This window comes from Candidatus Dorea massiliensis AP6, from assembly GCF_964245105.1.
In the GTDB taxonomy this organism is placed as follows: domain Bacteria; phylum Bacillota; class Clostridia; order Lachnospirales; family Lachnospiraceae; genus Laedolimicola; species Laedolimicola intestinihominis.
This window is the reverse complement of the sequence record NZ_CAXTKW010000003.1, coordinates 188,101-206,959: the sequence shown is the minus strand read 5'-3', so window position 1 is coordinate 206,959 and position 18,859 is coordinate 188,101. Positions and strand designations below refer to the sequence as shown.

16 protein-coding genes and 1 CRISPR repeat array are annotated in these 18,859 nt (G+C 49.7%); of the genes, 1 reads left to right on the top strand and 15 read right to left on the bottom strand.

All coding sequences use genetic code 11. The features are described 5' to 3' along the window. Positions 1–81 precede the first annotated feature (81 nt). The gene (locus ACESZP_RS04810; RefSeq protein WP_499708202.1) at positions 82–1,344 is read right to left on the bottom strand and encodes a peptidoglycan-binding protein; all 1,263 of its coding nucleotides are present in this window, start codon (positions 1,342–1,344) and stop codon (positions 82–84) included. A 142-nt stretch (positions 1,345–1,486) separates the two neighbouring features. Between ACESZP_RS04810 and ACESZP_RS04805 the strand changes: the two genes are divergently transcribed. Beyond that, on the top strand, positions 1,487–2,443 hold the full coding sequence (locus tag ACESZP_RS04805; protein ID WP_178039630.1) for a sugar-binding domain-containing protein: 957 nt from the start codon (positions 1,487–1,489) through the stop codon (positions 2,441–2,443). Between the two features lie 5 nt (positions 2,444–2,448). On the opposite strand, the gene ACESZP_RS04800 is transcribed toward ACESZP_RS04805, so the two are convergent. The 14 genes from ACESZP_RS04800 to ACESZP_RS04735 all read right to left on the bottom strand — a co-directional run bounded on the left by ACESZP_RS04800 (position 2,449) and on the right by ACESZP_RS04735 (position 17,054). Next, on the bottom strand, positions 2,449–3,951 hold the full coding sequence (locus ACESZP_RS04800) for an FGGY-family carbohydrate kinase (RefSeq protein ID WP_499708201.1): 1,503 nt from the start codon (positions 3,949–3,951) through the stop codon (positions 2,449–2,451). A 43-nt stretch (positions 3,952–3,994) separates the two neighbouring features. After that, positions 3,995–5,986 (bottom strand): oxidoreductase, encoded by a 1,992-nt coding sequence (locus tag ACESZP_RS04795; protein WP_499708200.1) that lies wholly within the window; start codon positions 5,984–5,986, stop codon positions 3,995–3,997. Beyond that, complete coding sequence (locus ACESZP_RS04790) at positions 5,983–6,696, bottom strand: MBL fold metallo-hydrolase (RefSeq protein WP_499708199.1); 714 nt, start codon at positions 6,694–6,696, stop codon at positions 5,983–5,985. Before ACESZP_RS04790 ends, ACESZP_RS04795 begins: the two co-directional genes overlap by 4 nt. Before the next feature lie 10 nt (positions 6,697–6,706). After that, complete coding sequence (locus ACESZP_RS04785; RefSeq protein ID WP_499708198.1) at positions 6,707–7,885, bottom strand: lactonase family protein; 1,179 nt, start codon at positions 7,883–7,885, stop codon at positions 6,707–6,709. A gap of 40 nt (positions 7,886–7,925) precedes the next feature. Further along, positions 7,926–9,560: an ABC transporter substrate-binding protein gene (locus ACESZP_RS04780; RefSeq protein ID WP_499708197.1), complete on the bottom strand. Its 1,635-nt coding sequence runs from the start codon at positions 9,558–9,560 to the stop codon at positions 7,926–7,928. A gap of 23 nt (positions 9,561–9,583) precedes the next feature. Continuing rightward, the gene (locus ACESZP_RS04775; protein ID WP_499708196.1) at positions 9,584–10,543 is read right to left on the bottom strand and encodes an ABC transporter ATP-binding protein; all 960 of its coding nucleotides are present in this window, start codon (positions 10,541–10,543) and stop codon (positions 9,584–9,586) included. 3 nt (positions 10,544–10,546) lie between these two features. Beyond that, positions 10,547–11,527, bottom strand: a complete 981-nt coding sequence (locus ACESZP_RS04770) for an ABC transporter ATP-binding protein (protein ID WP_499708195.1) — start codon at positions 11,525–11,527, stop codon at positions 10,547–10,549. A 15-nt stretch (positions 11,528–11,542) separates the two neighbouring features. Beyond that, entirely contained in the window at positions 11,543–12,427 is an 885-nt protein-coding gene (locus ACESZP_RS04765; protein ID WP_499708194.1) for an ABC transporter permease, read from the bottom strand. Beyond that, positions 12,424–13,410, bottom strand: coding sequence for an ABC transporter permease (locus ACESZP_RS04760; RefSeq protein ID WP_499708193.1), 987 nt, complete (start codon positions 13,408–13,410; stop codon positions 12,424–12,426). The genes ACESZP_RS04765 and ACESZP_RS04760 overlap by 4 nt, the downstream gene beginning before the upstream one ends. A gap of 33 nt (positions 13,411–13,443) precedes the next feature. After that, positions 13,444–14,121, bottom strand: a complete 678-nt coding sequence (locus tag ACESZP_RS04755; protein ID WP_499708192.1) for a hypothetical protein — start codon at positions 14,119–14,121, stop codon at positions 13,444–13,446. Between the two features lie 13 nt (positions 14,122–14,134). After that, a complete protein-coding gene (locus ACESZP_RS04750; protein WP_178039638.1) occupies positions 14,135–14,812 on the bottom strand; it encodes a nuclear transport factor 2 family protein in 678 nt (225 codons plus the stop codon). Between the two features lie 15 nt (positions 14,813–14,827). After that, positions 14,828–15,604: an SDR family NAD(P)-dependent oxidoreductase gene (locus tag ACESZP_RS04745; protein ID WP_499708191.1), complete on the bottom strand. Its 777-nt coding sequence runs from the start codon at positions 15,602–15,604 to the stop codon at positions 14,828–14,830. Positions 15,605–15,824: 220 nt separating this feature from the next. Then, the gene (locus ACESZP_RS04740) at positions 15,825–16,364 is read right to left on the bottom strand and encodes a Uma2 family endonuclease (protein ID WP_499708190.1); all 540 of its coding nucleotides are present in this window, start codon (positions 16,362–16,364) and stop codon (positions 15,825–15,827) included. A 150-nt stretch (positions 16,365–16,514) separates the two neighbouring features. Continuing rightward, positions 16,515–17,054 (bottom strand): Uma2 family endonuclease, encoded by a 540-nt coding sequence (locus ACESZP_RS04735; RefSeq protein WP_499708251.1) that lies wholly within the window; start codon positions 17,052–17,054, stop codon positions 16,515–16,517. Positions 17,055–17,269: 215 nt separating this feature from the next. Then, positions 17,270–18,757: a CRISPR direct-repeat array (repeat unit 32 nt; unit sequence ATTTCAATCCACGCTCCCGCGAGGGGAGCGAC). Between the last annotated feature and the right edge of the window lie 102 nt (positions 18,758–18,859).

Genomic DNA, 18,859 nt, shown 5'->3' with positions numbered 1-18,859 from the left:
TTTTTCTTTTGTAAAGCGAAAAATACCGGTATTCAGAGAGCTATTATTCATTCCCTGAATGCCGGTACTTTTTAATCTGTTCTAGCTCAGCTCCGCGATTCTGGACACGCCTACATAGATCTCCGAAATCTTATACCAGGTCCGATAATCCACCACACCCGTCTGTGGCAGCCCGAAAATAGACTGGAACGTCCGCACGCTCTCCGCCGTGGCCGGGCCGTAGATGCCGTCCTCTGAGATAATCGGTATGGCCGGATAGTTACGTGCAATCCGGTTCAGCTGCTCCTGAAGCTGCAGCACCTTCTGGCCGGACGCACCGTTCTTCAGCTCATAGCCGGGCCAGGAATAGGGTACGCCTGAGATCTCCTCCGCCGTATTGATGTACATGGATTCCCCGTAATAATTCCGCAGGATCTCGATGGCCGTATAGCCCTGCTCGCCCAGAGACTGACTTCCCCACTGGCTCATCCAGTTGGGGCAACTCACCCGTCGGCCGTCGCAGTACTGGGTCAGGATGGGCTGCTTCACATTGGGCCGGGACAGATAGTCCGCAAAGAGCTCATCAACGATCAGGGAGATGTTTTCAAAAATGTTGCGGTTGTGAATCCATTTATGATCGAAAGCGGTGGATGAGGTGATGGTGAAGTCGTAGCCCTTGTTTCTATACCATTCGGTATACACCCGGTTGAGGGTAAAGGACATAATCGCCAGCACATTGGCCCGGATGGCCGCGTCGGTCCATGTAGCATAGATTTCACTGCAGGCCACATTTTTGATATAATCCCGGTAGCGGACCCAGTAGTCCGACGCCGAGCTGTCTGAGGGCGCACCGTCGTGGACAATGACATATTCCGGCACCACCACACGGCTCAGGACAATCTCGCCGCTGCCGCCGGTGGGCTTAATCTCCGCCTCCGCGATCTTCGGCGGGTAATCCCCAAACAAGGTATGGGCCCCAATCACATAGCGCTCATACTCTTCTCCCTGCTGAGGCTCCATCTGTATCTCCTGAATCGCCGTCACTTCCGGCAAAATTTCTGTCCCCGCAATTTCCACCGACTCATAGCCCGGCGCTTTCACAGACAGGGTATACTCTGAATAGGGCTGGGGCTCACTGGGTTCCACGCTGTATTCCAACGGCGGCGCGGCCAGCTCCACCTCGTCGGTCTGACCAGAGCTGTTCGTCGTCAGTTCCTCCATGATCCGCTGCGGCTCCCCCGTATACGAGATCTCCACCTTCGCTCCCGGAATGGGCTCCGCACCCCGGGCGGAAGTAATATGAATCTGCAGCTTTCCATAGTCCGGCAGGTCGGACTGCATGGCTTTTAATTTCAAATTTTGCATCGTAGGTTCCTGTATGATGTGTTTCTACAAACTATGCTGCCCCGCCGGAAAAAATACTTTGAAATTCCATTGCATAGCGTTATAATATACATATCTATTTTAGCTAATTCTATCTATATTTCGACTATCCATGAGGTGACCTATGAATCAGAAGGAACTAAAAAAATTAAGTCTACTGGCCGAGGTGGCCTGCGATTATTATGAGCGCGGTCTTACGCAAAATGAGATTGCCGACAAGCTTTTTCTCTCCCGCACCCGCGTTTCCCGCCTTTTAAAAGAAGCCGTAGATGAAGGAATCGTTTCCTTTTCAGTGAATTATACCTTTGAACGCCACTATGAAATCGAGGAGCGTCTGAAAAACCGTTTCGGCCTGAAGCATGCACGCGTCCTCAATAACCGTATCAGCGAGAAATCCATGTATCACCGGGATGTCTGCAAGCTGGGTGCGGAATATCTGATGGAACATATTAAGAAAAATATAATTATCGGCACCGGCTGGGGTGACAGTCTGGCCGTCCTTGTAAAAATGCTTCAGCCTCTGGATTTAAATCCGGATATCGTCCAACTCATGGGATCCGTTACCTGCGAATCTATCAGCAGCACTCCCCAGGCGGTCGTAACCTCTCTGGCCGAGATGTTTCACGGACATGCGGATTTCTTAAATCTGCCGCTCTATATCCCCAACGACTACGTGCGGGAAACCCTTTGCAATGACGCCAACAATTCTGTGATTTTGAAAAAGGGAATTTTCTGCGATAAGGTGATTGCCAGCATCGGAACCATGGGGAAGATTCGGGAAAGCGATTACTGGCGGGGCAGTATGCCGCCTGAGATTTATAAGGATCTGGTGGAAAAGGGTGCCTGCGGATCCATTCTGGGCCGTTTCTTTGACGCCAATGGACAAGAGCTTGCCTGTGATTGGAATGAGAAATCCATCAGTTTATCCATTCAACAGCTTCGCAACATCTCTGACGTAGTGATCGTGGCCTCTCCGGTATCCAAAGCGCCTGCGCTTCTGGCCGCCCTGAAAGGCGATTTTATCAACACATTAATTACGGATGGCACGACGGCCACCCGTATCTTAAATGAAGCAAAATAAATTTTTTAATACATATCCCGGGACAGCTTTTTCACACTGTCGTACAGCGCATTCATCTGCCGCTGTTTCCGGAGATAGATTTCCGCATGGGCAGGATTGGGAGAATACATCTCTACCTGCTCTTTTTCTTTGGCTGTCTCAATTGCTTCGCTGTGCGTCTCATAGATACCAAGCGCCACCGCCGCATTGGCCCAGGCTCCCAGGGCGGTCTGCTCTGCGCTTGACTGGTTATGCAACAGCTTCTTCTGGTAGATATCCGACTGCATCTGATTAAACTCCGGGAATCTGGTAAGGCCACCTCCGATCAGCAGCTTGTCGATGGTTCCCACGTAGCCTTCCACGATATCCAGGTTGTTCTTGGCTTCCAGGGCGATTGCCTCCAGAACGGCCCGCGCCATATCCGCGCGCGTCGTATTCAGTCCCAGATTTGCGAAATGCCCCTTGGCGTCCGCGTTCCAGTCCGGGGTTCCCCTTCCCTGGAAATAAGGCAGTGCCAGACAGTCGTTGGCTCCCGGCGGACTCTGCTTTACTGCCTCATTGATGCGCTCGAAGGGATTCTCATCCCCTTCACTGTCCGCGAAGAAATTGGCCTTCGCCCAATTGTACAGGGCCGCGCAGGTCAGCATACTGCTCTCCAGCACGTATTTGCCCGGAATCGCATGGGCACCGCAGATGATATTATTGGTCAGGTTCTCAGGCACCTTCTCACTGTAACCCAGCATAAAGGCTCCGGTTCCGGTGGTAATCTCCAGACTGCCCGGCGCTGTCACGCCATGACCTAAGGCTGCGCACTGCTGGTCTCCGCCTGCGGATATGAAGGGCGTGCCCGCCGTAAGGCCGGTCTTTGCCGCAAATTTCTCCGTCACTGTGCCAATCACGGTACCCGGCTCCCGCAGCTCGCAGAGCCTGTCTGCCTCGATTTCGAAGATATCCAGAAGCTTCGGATCCCACTCTCTGGTCCGCACATTCATCAGAAGGCTGCGGCTGCCGTAGGTGTGATCGGTCCGGTACTCTCCGGTAATCTCATGTGTAATAAAGTCCGCAATCGTACAGAATTTATAGGTTTTCTCATAGATCTCCGGCGCGTTCCGGCGCACCCAGGTCATCTTGGTTCCGGAAAATACGGTATTGATCCTGGCTCCGGTCAGCTTATAGATGGCCTTTTCCATGCCCCGGAATTCATCGGCGATCTCCTTATTGCGCTTATCCTGCCACATGATGGCGGGCATCAGCGCGTGGCCGTCCTTATCCACCGGTATTACGCTGGAGCGCTGGCTCGTCAGAGCCAGCCCGCCAATCTTTACATTTTCTTTTTCACAGTATGCGGCAGCCACCCGGCTGATTTCCACGATGGTGTCTGACCAGTCGGATGTGTCCTGCTCCGCATGGGTTCCGTCGATGAAATGCACCTGATAGGGAATCTGATGGCAGAAGATTTCCGTTCCCTTCTCATCGTACAGGACACCGCGGATGCTTGAGGTTCCCACATCAATTACTAAAATGTTCATAGGCGTTGCCCCCTCTCTACTCCGATACCGGATTGCTCCGTACTCAGATGTGATTTGCCACCTCAAACGCATCCCAGATAGCATACATGATATTGGACACCTTTCCTGCATCTCCCAGCAGATACAGATCCGCCACGTCAAATTCCAGCTCATGATAGAGCTCGTCCGCGCTGCGGTAGCCTACGGAGAGGATGACGCTGTCTGCGTCCAGCTTCTCTGCTTTTCCGGCAGTCTCGTAGCTGACTGCGCCGTCTTTAAAGCCTGTCACCTTAGCATTGCAAATGATATTCACACCGTGGAAGGGAAGCAGCTCCTCCAGCATCTCCTTATTTGCTGAACAGATAGGACCGTTCACCGCCATAATCTTCGGCAGGGCCTCCAGAATCGTAACCTTCTTGCCCTTCTGGGCCAGGTCCAGGGCCATCTCACAGCCTACCAGACCGCCGCCCACGACGACTACCCTGTCGCCCGGATCCTTCTGGTTCATCAGTACCTGCTCCGCGCAGTATACCTTCTCATCGTCGCCCAGAGAGAACATCTTCGGGCGGGAACCGGTGGCTACGATGACTGCGTCGCAGTCGCTCTCCAACACCATTTCCTTCGTAACCCTTGTATTTAGATAAACCGGAACGCGCAGGCGCTCAAGCTCGTTTTCATACCATTTCACCAGCTGCAGGTCGTCTTCCTTGAAAGCAGGCGCCCCGCCCGGAAGCAGATTGCCGCCAAGCCTCTCGGACGCCTCGTACAGCACCGGCTCATGGCCGCGCTCCGCCAGCACTCTGGCCGCCTCGCAGCCTGCCACGCCGCCGCCCGCGATAAGCACGCGTTTCTTCCGCGCCACCGGCTCGTAGGCCGTCACGCGCTCTCTGGCCGCCTGGGGGTTTACCGCACAGTTGATCATGGAGTAGGTCTGGATTCTTCCCATGCAGCCCTCCTGACAGGAGATACAGGGGCGAATCTCACAAACGTGGTTCGTACGCAGCTTCTTTACGTAATCCGGGTCTGCCAAAAGCGGTCTTCCCAGGGAAATCACGTCACAGGTACCGTCCTTTACACAGCTTTCAGCCATCTCCGGCGTATCCATGCGGCCCGCCATGAAGACCGGAACCTTTACGATCTCTTTGACTAGCTTCGCGTATTTCCGATAGGGCCCCTTCTCCATATACATAGGCGGATGGTTCCACCACCATGCGTCGTAGCATCCCACATCCACATCCAGAGCGTCGTATCCATAGGCTTCCAAAAGCTTCGCAGTCTGAAGGCCTTCCTCCAGGTTACGTCCCTTCTCCTCAAACTCCTCATTCGGAAGAGCGCCCTTTCTCCAGTCTTTGAGCATACTCTTCGGACTAAAGCGCACCGCCACCGGGAAGTCCCAACCGCAGGTCTTCGCGATTTCTTCGCGGATCTCTTTCGCAAAGCGTAGCCGGTTCTCCAGGCTTCCGCCGTACTCGTCGGTTCTGTGATTGAAAAAGGCAATAGCGAACTGGTCGATGAGATAACCCTCATGAACCGCGTGAATCTCCACGCCGTCGAAGCCTGCTCTTTTTGCGTTAAACGCGCCCTTTCCAAAGCTTTCTATAATCTTGTGAATTTCGTCCCTGGTAAGTTCCCGACAGGTCTTATCAAGCCAACGATGGGGAATGGGAGAGGGAGCTACCGGCGGGAACTCTCCCAGATTTGTAGGAATTGTCACACGCCCAAATCCGCCTGACATCTGCAAAAAGATTTTCGCCCCATAGGCGTGAACACGCTCTGTCATCTCCCGGCTTGTTCTCACAAAATGCACGGGATTGTACGTACTGTTGGGAGCGTTCGGCATGGACTGGGTCTCTACCTCACAGTCTGAAAAGGTTACTCCGGTGATGATAAGCCCGGTGCCTCCCTGCGCCCGTCTTGTATAATAGTCAATACCCCTCTGATTCCAGCCGCCTTCGCTGTCACCCAGACCCAATGGCCCCATAGGGGCCATTGCAAATCTGTTTTTTAATGTGATTTTGCCAATCTGGATGGGGGTGAACAATGTCTGGTATTTCACTGCTGTGCCTCCTTCTCTGCCAAATGATACAGTATCTCAAACAGCTTCCTGCTATCACCGAAATAGATGCTTCCGTGTCCCGGTGCCACCAAGTCCACCGGCGGCAGCTCCTTAAGCTTTCGGAAAGTCTCCAGATTCTTCTTGCCGTTGTAGTCGGGGCCTCCGGTCCAGCCAATTTCAGGCTGAAGCTCATCTGCCGGATTACATGCTTTCAATACAAAAATATCGCCTGCGAATAAAATTTTCTTTCCGTTTGTCTCCGCCAGAATGGAAATGGTTCCCTCTGTGTGACCCGGATGTTCCAAAACAGTCAGCTGTGTATTGCCATAATCAAAGGTCTGTCCGTCCCGGACTTTTCCGTCCGGTGTAAACGCGTGAAATTTTCTTCCAAATAAATCACTAAGCGTTCTTTCATCTGCTTTTTCCAGAGCTTCCGCATCGTCTGCTCCCACATAAACTTTCGCGCCATTCTGCTGCAGAAGCCAGCTATTGCCTGCATGGTCAAAATGACTATGCGTAAGAAATACATCGCGAATTTTCTTAGTTCCAAGATCGTCCTGCTTTCTCCGGAAACGCATAACATCATATTGTTTTTCTGAAAATCCGGCGTCTATCAATACCAGTCCTTTGCTGGTATCAATGCAATAGGTACTGGAATTTGTCCCATATATAACGCCGCTTGTCTGATATACATTTTCTATAAGTCTCATAACGCTTCCTCTATATCTCTATGCTTTTCAGGCATACAGTTCTCTCAATATGCCCTGCTTCACCTTTATATCTCGGAATTCTCTTCTCATCCAACTGAAAAGCGCTGATACACTCTCCTACCTTATTGCCCACATACATCCAGGTTCCCTGTGTTGAAAAATCCATGCTCCAGGGGAATTTTCCTTCCGTGGAAACCAGTTCCACCTGTGTCAGCAGGCCATTTTTCGGTGAGATTTCAAAGCAAGCTATCGTATCTGGCCCCCGGTTGGCCACATACAGCATTCCTCCGTCCGGATGAATCCGGATATCAGAAGGGTGGGCATATGCAAAGAAATCATCCCCCTGCATATACTCCAACTCATGCTTTTCCGTCAGATAAGACGCTATCTCCGTCAGCTCTGCCGTCTGCGCGTTATATTGATATACGGTTACATATGGTTTTACTTCTCCGACGACATATACAAATGGCAACGTCGGATGAAATACACAATTTCTCGGCCCGACTCCATGCTCTGTCGCATATTCATGAATCCGGGTAAATTCCTTTTTTTCCGCGTCATAGTGACAGGTCACAATCCTGTCACAGCCGCGGTCTGCCACCAGAAGCATCTGATCCGATGGATCCAACCCGATACAGTGGGGATGGGGCGCAGCCTGGAACCACTCAAAATATCTGCTCGGCTCCCCGGAGAAAAGGTGCATCGCACTGATTTCTCCCAGGCTGCCATCCTCCTGTAAATCCACGGCAATCATGCTGGATTCTTCATATACTTCCTTCAGAACATACCTGCCCTCTTCATTCTTCCTGCTTCTGATTACCATATCCTCCGAACCGTAATTGATTCCGTACAGGTATCTTCCATCGGAGGATAACACAAGATAGTTTGGAAATACACCGCATGAGGAAATATGGTTCAATTCCAGTAAAGATCCGTCCTTCTGATTGATAGCGTAGGCATAGATTCCTCCTTCTGTTTTTACCACATCCGGGCGTCTCTTTATTTCATTGACTGTATACAGATATTTCTTATCCGCTGATATTGCGATATATCCTGCTGCCACATCTTCTGCGATATGGTCGAGCAGCTCCAATTCTCCGTTTTCTTTTATCTGATACCGATGAATTCCGCCTCCGGCTCTTCCTGAATCATCCAGCCATGAGCCTGCATACAGGTAATTTTCAGCCATGTTTCCTCTCCTTTATGCCGCGTTTCTTTCTATTACTTTTTTACTCAAAGTAAGCGTTTCTTACATTCCAGTATAACTGTCCGCACTTTGTCAGGTTCTTAAGTCCGGAATTTACCAGAGTATAGGTCTTCTGCTGTACCAGCGGGCAGCTGTACAGACACTCATTCAGGTAATAATCCTGCAACTCCTTGAATACTGCAGTTCTCTCGGTATCATCCATAGTCTCGCCCATCTTGGATGCCAGATCCAGCATCTTTGCGGAGGAGTCCTGCTTGTCGATAAAGCAGTTCATCGGAATGTTGGTTGCGAAATAGTCATGGGCGCTGGGCGCATTTCCGATACCGGAGCCGAAGTTACGGAGCCAGAAATCCCAGGACTCAGGCTGATCAGTAATGGTGGATGCATATGTTGCGATATCTACTTCCTTAATCTCAAGTGTAACACCGATTGCTTCCAGATATCCGCCGATCATCTGCGCTGCGTCTGTACGGGGACCGCCGCCTGCACCTACGATACAGGTTAAAGTAAGCTGACCCGGCTCATAACCCGCTTCTTTCAGAAGCTCTTTCGCCTTTTCCGGATCATAGCTGTACGGCCAGCTATCTGCATAGTCGATGGTTCCTGGAAGGGACTCGGATACCAGACAATAGGAATTCTCTCCAGAGCCAAGGAATGCGCCCTGCGCAAGCTCATCCTTGTTGATAGCTGTAACAACTGCCTGACGAAGCTTCAGGTTGCTTAACGCACCAGAGCAGTTCATACCAAACTGAAGCATATACGCGGAAGACTCTTCCCAACAGTCAATACCAGATGCCGCGCCTGCAAGAACGCTGTCTACATCTGTCCAGTTCGGGGATGTTACGATATCCACACCGCCATTCTGAAGCTCCATGTAAGCTACGGATGCATCGGTGATGAAACGAAGACGAAGCTTCTGAATCTTCGGCGCGCCTGCGAAATAGTTCTCATTTGCTTCCATATCCAGATAGTCGCCGCCTACCCAATCTACAATCTTGTACGGGCCGGTTCCTACTGCGCTTGTGGAGAAAAATTCTGCCTCATTGTTCAGCTCGTTATAGTACTGCTCAGAGTAAATCGGAATAGTTGCGCCGATGTTATATAATGCGTTCGCGTCTTTCTTTAAGAAAGGAACGTGAACGGTATTGTCTGCGGTCTCAATGTTGTCAAAGTCTACCATCTGATAGAAGGACTGATCGCTGCAGAGACGGATAGAAAATGCCACGTCTTCCGGAGTCAGCGCGTATCCGTTGGAGAAGGTTACGCCATCACGCAGGGTAAAGGTAATTCCCATATCGTCGTCATCATAGGTATACTCTGCTGCCAGAGACTCGTCTCCGATAGCCGGAAGCACGGTTCCGTTTGCGTCATACTCCTGAATCAGAAGATGATTTACTACGAACGGCGCCACATAGTCATATGCTGTGGAATAATGCATATCAATGGTACCCGGATCACTGGGCATCGCGATCGTCAGGGTATCCTTTGACGATACGGCGTCTGTCGCGCTGTCTACCTGTAAGTCAGACGCATTTGACGCACTTGTTGCTTCTCCCCCATTTTCGGTCGTGTCGGATGAATTTTCCCCACATCCGGCCAGGCCCAGTGAGCAGACCATGGCTGCTGTCAATAACAATGCCAAACCTTTCTTTCTCATAAAATACCTCCTTGGTTTATGTTTCACATTTTATTGATTTCTTTTACAAAATGGCATTTCACCATATGTCCTGGTTTTACCTCTGTCAGAGGTGGAATTTCCTTGCGGCACTTGTCCTGCGCGTATTTACATCTTGCGCAGAATCTGCAGCACTGCGGCGGGTCAATTGGTGATGTAACCTCTCCTTCCAGTACAATCCGGTTCTGTTTCGCATCCACATCCGGAAACGGAACTGCGGAAAGTAATGCCTTTGTATACGGATGCAGAGTCGATTCAAAAAGCTCCTCTGTCTCCGCAAATTCTACAACCTCTCCCAAATACATTACCATTATTTTTGTGGAAATATATTTTACTACCATCAAATCATGGGTAATAAATACATACGTTAATTGCTTCTCCTCCTGCATATCCAGCAGAAGATTGATAATCTGCGCCTGAATAGATACGTCCAGCGCGGATACCGGCTCGTCACATACGATAAAGTCCGGTTCCAGAATCATCGCGCGGCCAATGCCGATTCTCTGGCGTCTGCCGCCGTCCAGCTCATGGGGATAGGTATTGACCAGTCTCCTTGCCAGACCGACCGTATCCATCATGGCGTATACTTTTTCTTCAATTTCTTTCTTGGAATAGCCGCCCGCTATCTCCAGTGGCTCCGCAAGCGTCTGATATACGGTAAATCTCGGATTCAGGGACGAAAACGGATCCTGGAAGATAAACTGCATTTCTTTTCTTAACTCGCTCAGCTTCTTCTTATTGATCTTGGTAATGTCCTCTCCCTTGAAACGAATCGTACCGCTTGTGCTTTCGTGCAGATGAAGAAGCGTTCTTCCCATGGTAGACTTTCCACAGCCAGACTCTCCTACCACTCCCAGGGTCTCTCCCTTGTTGATGGAAAAGGTGATGTCATCCACTGCATGAAGGGTTCTGCCTCCTACGGGGAAATATTTTTTCAGATTATTTACCTCTAAAATAGTTTCCATCTTCTACACCTGCCCTTTCTGCGCTCTCAGGCAGCGGACCATATGTCCGTCTCCCATATCGATAAGCTGCGGCATTTCTTTCTTGCACTGCTCACAAGAATAGGGGCAGCGCGGCTCAAACTTACACAATGGCGGTAAATCGGAAGGATCCGGCATCAGGCCGTCGATCTGTTTCAGACGTTTTCCTGCGCTGTATCCGGGTAATGATTCAAATAAACCCTTTGTATAAGGATGAAGGATATTCTTGTATACCTGCTGCACGGTTCCGATCTCCAGAATTTCTCCCGCATATACAATCGCAACCCGGTCGCACATCTGTGCCACCACGCCCAGGTCATGGGTAATCAGCATAATGGCTCCGTCATGGGTTTTCTTGATATCGTTCATCATTTCCAGAATCTGCGCCTGAATAGTCACGTCCAGTGCCGTCGTAGGCTCATCTGCCAGAAGAAGTGCAGGTGAACATGCCAGCGCCATCGCGATGACAACTCGCTGTTTCATACCGCCGGAAAACTGATGCGGATATTCTCCATAACGTTCTTTTGGAATTCCTACCATCTCCAGCATTTTTCCAGCCTGCTCAATCGCTTCTTTTTTGCTGATATGGTTATGTAACTCAATAACCTCGGCAATCTGATCTCCGACCGTATCAATCGGGTTCAGAGTCGTCATCGGATCCTGGAAAATCATAGAAATTTCTTTTCCACGAATTTTCTGCATTGCCTTGTTATTTTTCTTTAACAGGTCTTCACCCTTGTATACAATCTTACCATCTACAATTTTTCCGGGCGGAGAAGGAATCAGTCCCAGGATGGAAAGCGCAATAGTTGTCTTTCCGGCCCCTGTCTCGCCCACCAGGCCGATGGTCTCACCTTCGTAGATATTGAAGGATACGTTATTGACTGCCTTACAGGTACCCATATCCTTCGTGATATAATGTACAGATAAGTCCTGAATCGACAGAAGTTCTTTTCTCTCACACATAATTTCTGTTCCTCCTTATCTCTTCAGTCTCGGGTCCAGTGCGTCTCTCAGACCATCGCCAAACAGGTTCATGGAAAATACCACCAACGCAATCGCAATACCCGGCTCAATACACAGATACGGATATCTGGTAATGTACTGACGTCCTGCAGAAAGCAGTCCGCCCCACTCCGGAATCGGCGGCTGAATTCCCATTCCGATAAAGCTTAAGGATGATACGCACAGAATGGAAATCGCAGTACCCATGGTAAACTGTACAATAATCGGTGACAAAATGTTCGGGAGAATATGCTTGAACATAATTCTCTTGTCGCTGGCATCAATGGAGCGGGCTGCTTCTATGTACTCCTGTCCCATAATCGCCAGCATCGGTCCGCGGACGGTTCTCGCAAATCCCGCGATGGTCGATACCGCCACTGCAATCATCGTGTTCACGGTTCCGCTTCCCAGACAGGCTGATACCAATACCGCCAGAAGCAGGTTCGGAATGGAATTCAGGACGTCCATACATCTCATGATGATATTGTCCACCATTCCGCCGTAGAATGCTGCCAGCATTCCGAGAATAACTCCCACGACGGCTGCTATCAGAGTTGCCGCGAAGCCAATCAGAAGGGAGTTCCGGCCTCCGTAAAGGATACGGGCCAACATCGGTCTTCCCAGGTTATCGGTTCCGAACACATACTTTCCAAACGGAGCGCTGAATGCATCCGGGATGTTCTGTGTGTTATAGCCTTCCGGACATATCACATTTGCAAATACACAAAGCAAAATCATGGCTATCATAATGATCAGTCCGAAGATTGCAGACTTGTTGTGCATCAGTCTGTTCATGGCTTCCACAAACATGCTTCTCTTTTTTATTTCTTTTCTGTTAAAAGCTGCCTGCTTTGCACTCATGATTTTGCCACACCTCCCTGCATCCGTTTTTTGATAATGCTGGTTCCGCCTTCCTGCTTCAGTCTCGCCTTGATTCTCGGATCGATGACCGCGTAGAATAGGTCAATCAACAGGTTAATGACGCAGGTCGTAACTGCTACCAGAAGAATACATCCTCTGAGTACCGGATAATCTCTCTGAGTAACCGCTGTTATCATAAGGGAACCCAGTCCGGGCAGGGAAAAGATCTGCTCAATTACGATGGTACCTGCCATGTTGCTCACTAGGAAAATGCCGATACAGGTGGTAATCGGTATCATGGCATTTCCCATGATATGATGCATAATAATCTTAGATTCTTTCTGGCCCTTGGCCCGCGCTGTTCTTACAAAATCCTGTTTTACATTATCAAGCACTGCGGATCTGGTATATCTCATGATATTGGCCGCATTGTTGATACCCAGTGTCGCTATGGGAAGCACCCAGTAGATCGGTCCGTAAGAACCGGATACCGGGAACCATTTTAAATTCAGGGAAAAGATAATAATCAGCATCAACGCCATCCAGAAGTTCGGGATAGAAACTCCCAGAACTCCAAAGGATCGGGCCGCAGAATCTATCCATGTTCCATGTTTCAGCGCAGAGAGTATTCCAAGAGGAATTCCGATAATTGCCGCCACTGCCAAACTCAGAAGACAGGTCTTTAATGTGGTAGGCCAACGCTGAATCAAATCTCCTGTAATGGGTTTGCCGTTTCTGTAGGATGTTCCGAAATCGCCCTTAGTCACAACATTTTTTACATATCGGGCATATTGGACAACCATCGGATCATTTAACCCATTCGCCTCTCTCCACGCTTCTTTTTCCTCTATTGGCGCATCCTGTCCCAGTACGATGTTGGCCGGATCTCCCGGCGTCAGTGCCTGAATCGCAAATAACAGGATGGAAACCCCTATCAATACAGGAATCATCATTAAAATTCGTTTTACAATATATCGTGCCATACTACTACCCCATCTGTCAGTTTTCTGAAGCGGTTAATTCTTAAGATTAATGAACTGATAACTCGGATCCGTCTCGTCCGGCCATACCTCCCAGGTGTCGTCATGGGGCGGTTCCGGCGCGGGCTTGCGGATTTCGTCTTTCTGATATGCGTATTTTCCAAGCATCGCTCTGTCCTGCTCCGGTGTAAGAGGCGGTCTCGTGTTGGTCGGAACCATACTCTCTACCCAGCCTGCGTGATACTCGTTCTTGGTGAGACGAAGCCATGCTCCCCACAGCCGCTTCCACTCGCCATCCTCCAGTACATTGGCTCCCTGTACGCTTCCGAGAGATATGATAGCCTGCGGCTTCTCCCGGAATTTGGACAATCCCTCGACGCCGATGGAACGCCATACGGCGCGGCATTTTGTGTTGGTCTTGTCCACCACGATGACGGGTGTGGTCAGCGGATGAATCAGGGAGTTTCCCTCCAGAGAATCTACTACCGCTTTGTTGCGGAAGGCCATCTCAGCCTCCACATTGACACTCGGATGTTTCAGTGCCATATACTCGTGACGCTTCTCGCCGATTCTCTGGTCGTCCCAGTAGATAGCGGATCCACCGCGAGTATTGGATACCTTCCAGCATGAAGTGAGTCTTCCCACCTCAAGCTCCATTGCTTCGAATTCTTCATCGGTCAGGAGGTCAAAATCTTCCATTGTCAAATCAAACATCTGCCGTTCCTCCTTACCAGTTCTTGTTTACATCCAGCTCCCAATTCTTATCCTTCTCCGCATCGTATGCCGCGTAGGGCTTCGGCGGGCAGGGGATGCCAACACGGATGTTGGTGGGTGAATAGGGATTGTGATAAGTGGTGGTGTCTGACATAGGATGAAGCGGTGTGTTCAACCGGTTGATCATGCTTGTGTCGTCTACCCAGCCCTTCTTATAGTCGCATTTCATATAACGGAAATAGTGGAGCTTCCAGATCTTCCACGCGCTGTCTTCCTGCACGAAGGTCACTGCCAGCTCGCCCCAGGCCCAGATAGCCATCGGGTCGCCTTCCTCCTGAGGAATAGCGCCCGCGCCGGGCATCCACCATACACATTTCGCGGTCTGGAGGTCGTCGGCAATCTCGATAATCGGGGTGGTCAGCTGCATATCCAGCATCTCGCCGGGCTTCGGCTCCTTTCCTACCACGTCATTTACGATGGCCCTGACTGCTTCCGGTCCGTTGAAGACACCCTCGTCGGCGTATTCCAGAGACACATCTGCTTTATCCAGTGCGAAAAAGCTTAAAAGCCGGTCTGCCTGACGGAAGTTGAAGGCTGCTACCGCACGTCCCATCTCATTCTGAATCTGTCTGTATGCTTCCAGCTTTTGCATGGCGTTCAGAAGCGCTGTCTTTCTTTCTGCTGCAATCATGTTCTGTCCTCCCGCCTATCTTGCCAGTGTCAGTCCGCCGTCTACCGCGATAACCTGCCCGTTTACATAGCTGGATGCCGGTCCGAGCAGGAACAGGATAACGCTTGCTTCCTCCTCCGGACGTCCCGGACGTCCCATGGGGTTGATGGAAATCAGATGCTGCATGAATTCGCCTTCTACTGCGCTGTGGTTTCTCGGAGTGTGAATCGGGCCTCCCGGGCATACGCAGTTCATACGAACACGTCCCTTCAGAGCATCTGCCTGATTCTTGGTATAGCCTGCGATACCGGCCTTTGCTGTCGCGTACCATGGGTCTCCACCGCCGCCCTCGAAGATTCCGGCTACTGCAGCTACGTTTACTACCGCTGCGCCTTCGTCCAAATCCAGTGCTTCGAATGCGGTGCAGAGACGGTGAATCATACCACACGCGATTCCGACTACTTCTTCGTAGTTCCACTGGGTGTTCAGCATCTTCGGTCCCGCTACGTTAGCCAAGTATTTCGGCTTGCAAAACTCCAGGGTTTCTTTCATAGCTCTGTCTACTGCCTCATCGGACGCCAGATCTGCCTGAATCGGTTTGATGTTGCAGCCGAACTCACCTGCGCGCTCGATGGTCTCCTGTACACCCTCTACGAACATATCCCACGCTGCTACCTTTAATCCATGCTGTGCTGCCAGAATCGCGGTAGCGGCTCCGATTCCGCTCGCTGCTCCTGTCACGATGATTCCGGTACCCGGTTTGTCGGTCCATCCTTCGAAAATGATTTTCGGTTCTCTGTAATTGCTTGCCATAGTTTTATTTTCCTCCTTGCATTATCATTGTTTACTTTGTATCTAAATTATAGATCTCATTCCTTGTTTTTGTGCGTTTTGTCATTATTTGCACATTTTAAACCAAAAAGCCATAGTCGAAACGTCTATCTTGTTCGACCATGGCTTTTTTGCATTCATTTGCGCACAAATGTGCCTTTTTGGACTTAGTTGCTAATTTTTTAACAAAGCGGCGAGGAAATTACTTTATCGTAATCTCAAGTTCTTCGTATATCCCTGCCTTTACCGACTCGCCGAATTTGTATATTACCGGGAAGCCTTCTTCCTCACGCTTATAAACTACGGTCACCTCGCGCATCGGATCCACAATCCAGTATTCCCGGACACCCTGCTCCATATAAATCGCAGTCTTTTTCAGGTAATCCCGCTTCTTACTAGAGGGCGATACAATCTCTATCACCCAGTCTGGAGCGCCATGACAGCCTTTTTCGTCCAGCTTGTCCAGATCGCATACTACCACAATATCCGGTTCCAGATAATCGTCCTCTCCTTTTTCATTTTTCAGGAATACGCCAAAGGGAGCCGCATATACCTCACATGTCCCCTTCTTACTTCTGATATAGAGGCTTATTTCCGTCAATAGATAAGTAGAAAGCCACTGATGTCTTCTTCCAGGCGGTAACATCATATACATCTGCCCGTCTATCAGTTCTGCCCTTTCTCCTTCCGGCAACGCATAAATATCTTCGATCGTATAGTGTTCCTTTTCCATAAGCGGCATAATCATATACCTCCTCATCTCTCCTTCCTTTATTATATTTGATTCTTTTGCCAAAGTAAAGGCGTCGCTAATTCTGTAAAATTTTTTACATCTATATAGTAAACGCCACCCCGGGCGTACATGAATTGTATCTACCCGGGGTTCCATTTTCTACTCTATTGTAATCTCAAAATCTTCGTAGATTCCGACTTTTATCGGTTCGCCGAATTTGCAAATCGTAGAGACACCCTCTTCTTCCTGCTTATAGACAACCGTTGCCTCGCGCATCGGATCCACAATCCAGTATTCCCGGACGCCATTGTTCATGTACAGGTTTGCTTTTTGCAGGTAATCCCTCATTTTGCTGGAAGGGGAGACTATCTCTATCACCCAATCGGGTGCGCCGTGACAGCCTTTTTCGTCTACCTTATTCGGATCGCATATTACCATAAGATCTGGCTCTACGAAATCCTCTCCCCATTTTTCATTTTTCAGGAACACACCAAACGGTGCATAAAACACCTCGCACTTTCCCTTTTTCGATTCAATATAGGAATCTATCTTTCTAAGCAAGAAATGCGATAATCTCTGGTGTCTCGTACTGGGTGTCGCCAACATGTATATTTGTCCATCTATCAGTTCTGCCCGTTCTCCTTCCGGCAGTGCTTCAATGTCCTCTATCGTATAGTGATCCTTTTCCATAAGCGGCATAATCATATACCTCCTCATCTCTCCTTCCTTCATTATATTGGATTCTTTTGCCAAAGTAAAGGCGTCGCTATCTTTTGTGGGCTCACAATCTCTGGAATATTTGGAGTGATTCACTCCCTGAACTTTTTCAGATAATGATGATAAATTCAGACTAGCATAATTTTACATCGCCGTCAAATATTCTTGTTCGACAAATATAATGTGGCATATTGCAAATTCCAATCCACGCTCCCGCGAGAGGAGCGACTTTGCAACGCAGGATATTTTCTGATGATAAATTTTATTTCAATCCACGCTCCCGCGAGGGGAGCGACACAAAATGGCGCTCATCTGTCATACTATTATTAGAAAATTTCAATCCACGCTCCCACGAGGGGAGCGACCATACCGACAACGGAACCAACAAGCAGAATCAAATTTCAATCCACGCTCCCACGAGGGGAGCGACTTCAAGTGCTGACAGGTCCGTATCAGATTTAATCTATTTCAATCCACGCTCCCGCGAGGGGAGCGACACAAAACAATTTTCCAGAGCCGTAAGGAATCTGCGATTTCAATCCACGCTCCCGCGAGGGGAGCGACCTCAAATATATAAACTGGGTGGTGCCAGTAGGATTTCAATCCACGCTCCCGCGAGGGGAGCGACCCGTCTTTGCCGTCTGCATATAGAGACTATTTAATTTCAATCCACGCTCCCGCGAGGGGAGCGACGGTTCTTTGTCCAGCTGCGCGATGGCTACCCCCAATTTCAATCCACGCTCCCGCGAGGGGAGCGACTTGCGACGTGGCTTAACAGCAAAAGAGTATGACATTTCAATCCACGCTCCCGCGAGGGGAGCGACTTCCTGTCCATTCATTTTACTTTTCACCTCCAAAATTTCAATCCACGCTCCCGCGAGGGGAGCGACCAAATCTCCTTTCTTTATGCAGAGTGCCAAATACGATTTCAATCCACGCTCCCGCGAGGGGAGCGACTAAGCGCCTACTGAAAGCGATACAAACAAAATGATTTCAATCCACGCTCCCGCGAGGGGAGCGACAACCATACTGCGTTGACAGCCTTCCTGAAGATATATTTCAATCCACGCTCCCGCGAGGGGAGCGACAAGGATTGCGGGCTGACCAAGGATAAACGTAATAAGAATTTCAATCCACGCTCCCGCGAGGGGAGCGACATAGCTCAGTACCAGCAGCTGTAAGCGCTTCAAGAATTTCAATCCACGCTCCCGCGAAGGGAGCGACAAACAAGCCCGTCACAATCAAACCTCAACGATAAATTTCAATCCACGCTCCCGCGAAGGGAGCGACAAGAACAAAATGTGTCAGATACCGACACATCCGAGATTTCAATCCACGCTCCCGCGAAGGGAGCGACCCCGGATTATTGCAAAAGGTGTATTTATTCCAGATTTCAATCCACGCTCCCGCGAAGGGAGCGACTTTGGGCGTGTCCGTATCGGTGGAATACTATTTGATTTCAATCCACGCTCCCGCGAAGGGAGCGACGCATTTGACCGTATGGCTTATAGCGTGATAAATATTTCAATCCACGCTCCCGCGAAGGGAGCGACAACCGCCGGGTTTCACACGGATGATGTATACCAGGATTTCAATCCACGCTCCCGCGAAGGGAGCGACGAAGTTTGGGACTTTGAATATGACGGGCAAACGATTTCAATCCACGCTCCCGCGAAGGGAGCGACAGCAATTTTTACCTAAAATCTTATCTGATTCTCAGCAAAAATTGTTTAAAACTTTTAAAATTATTAAACATTTCGATTTTACAGAACATATTTAAGCATTCC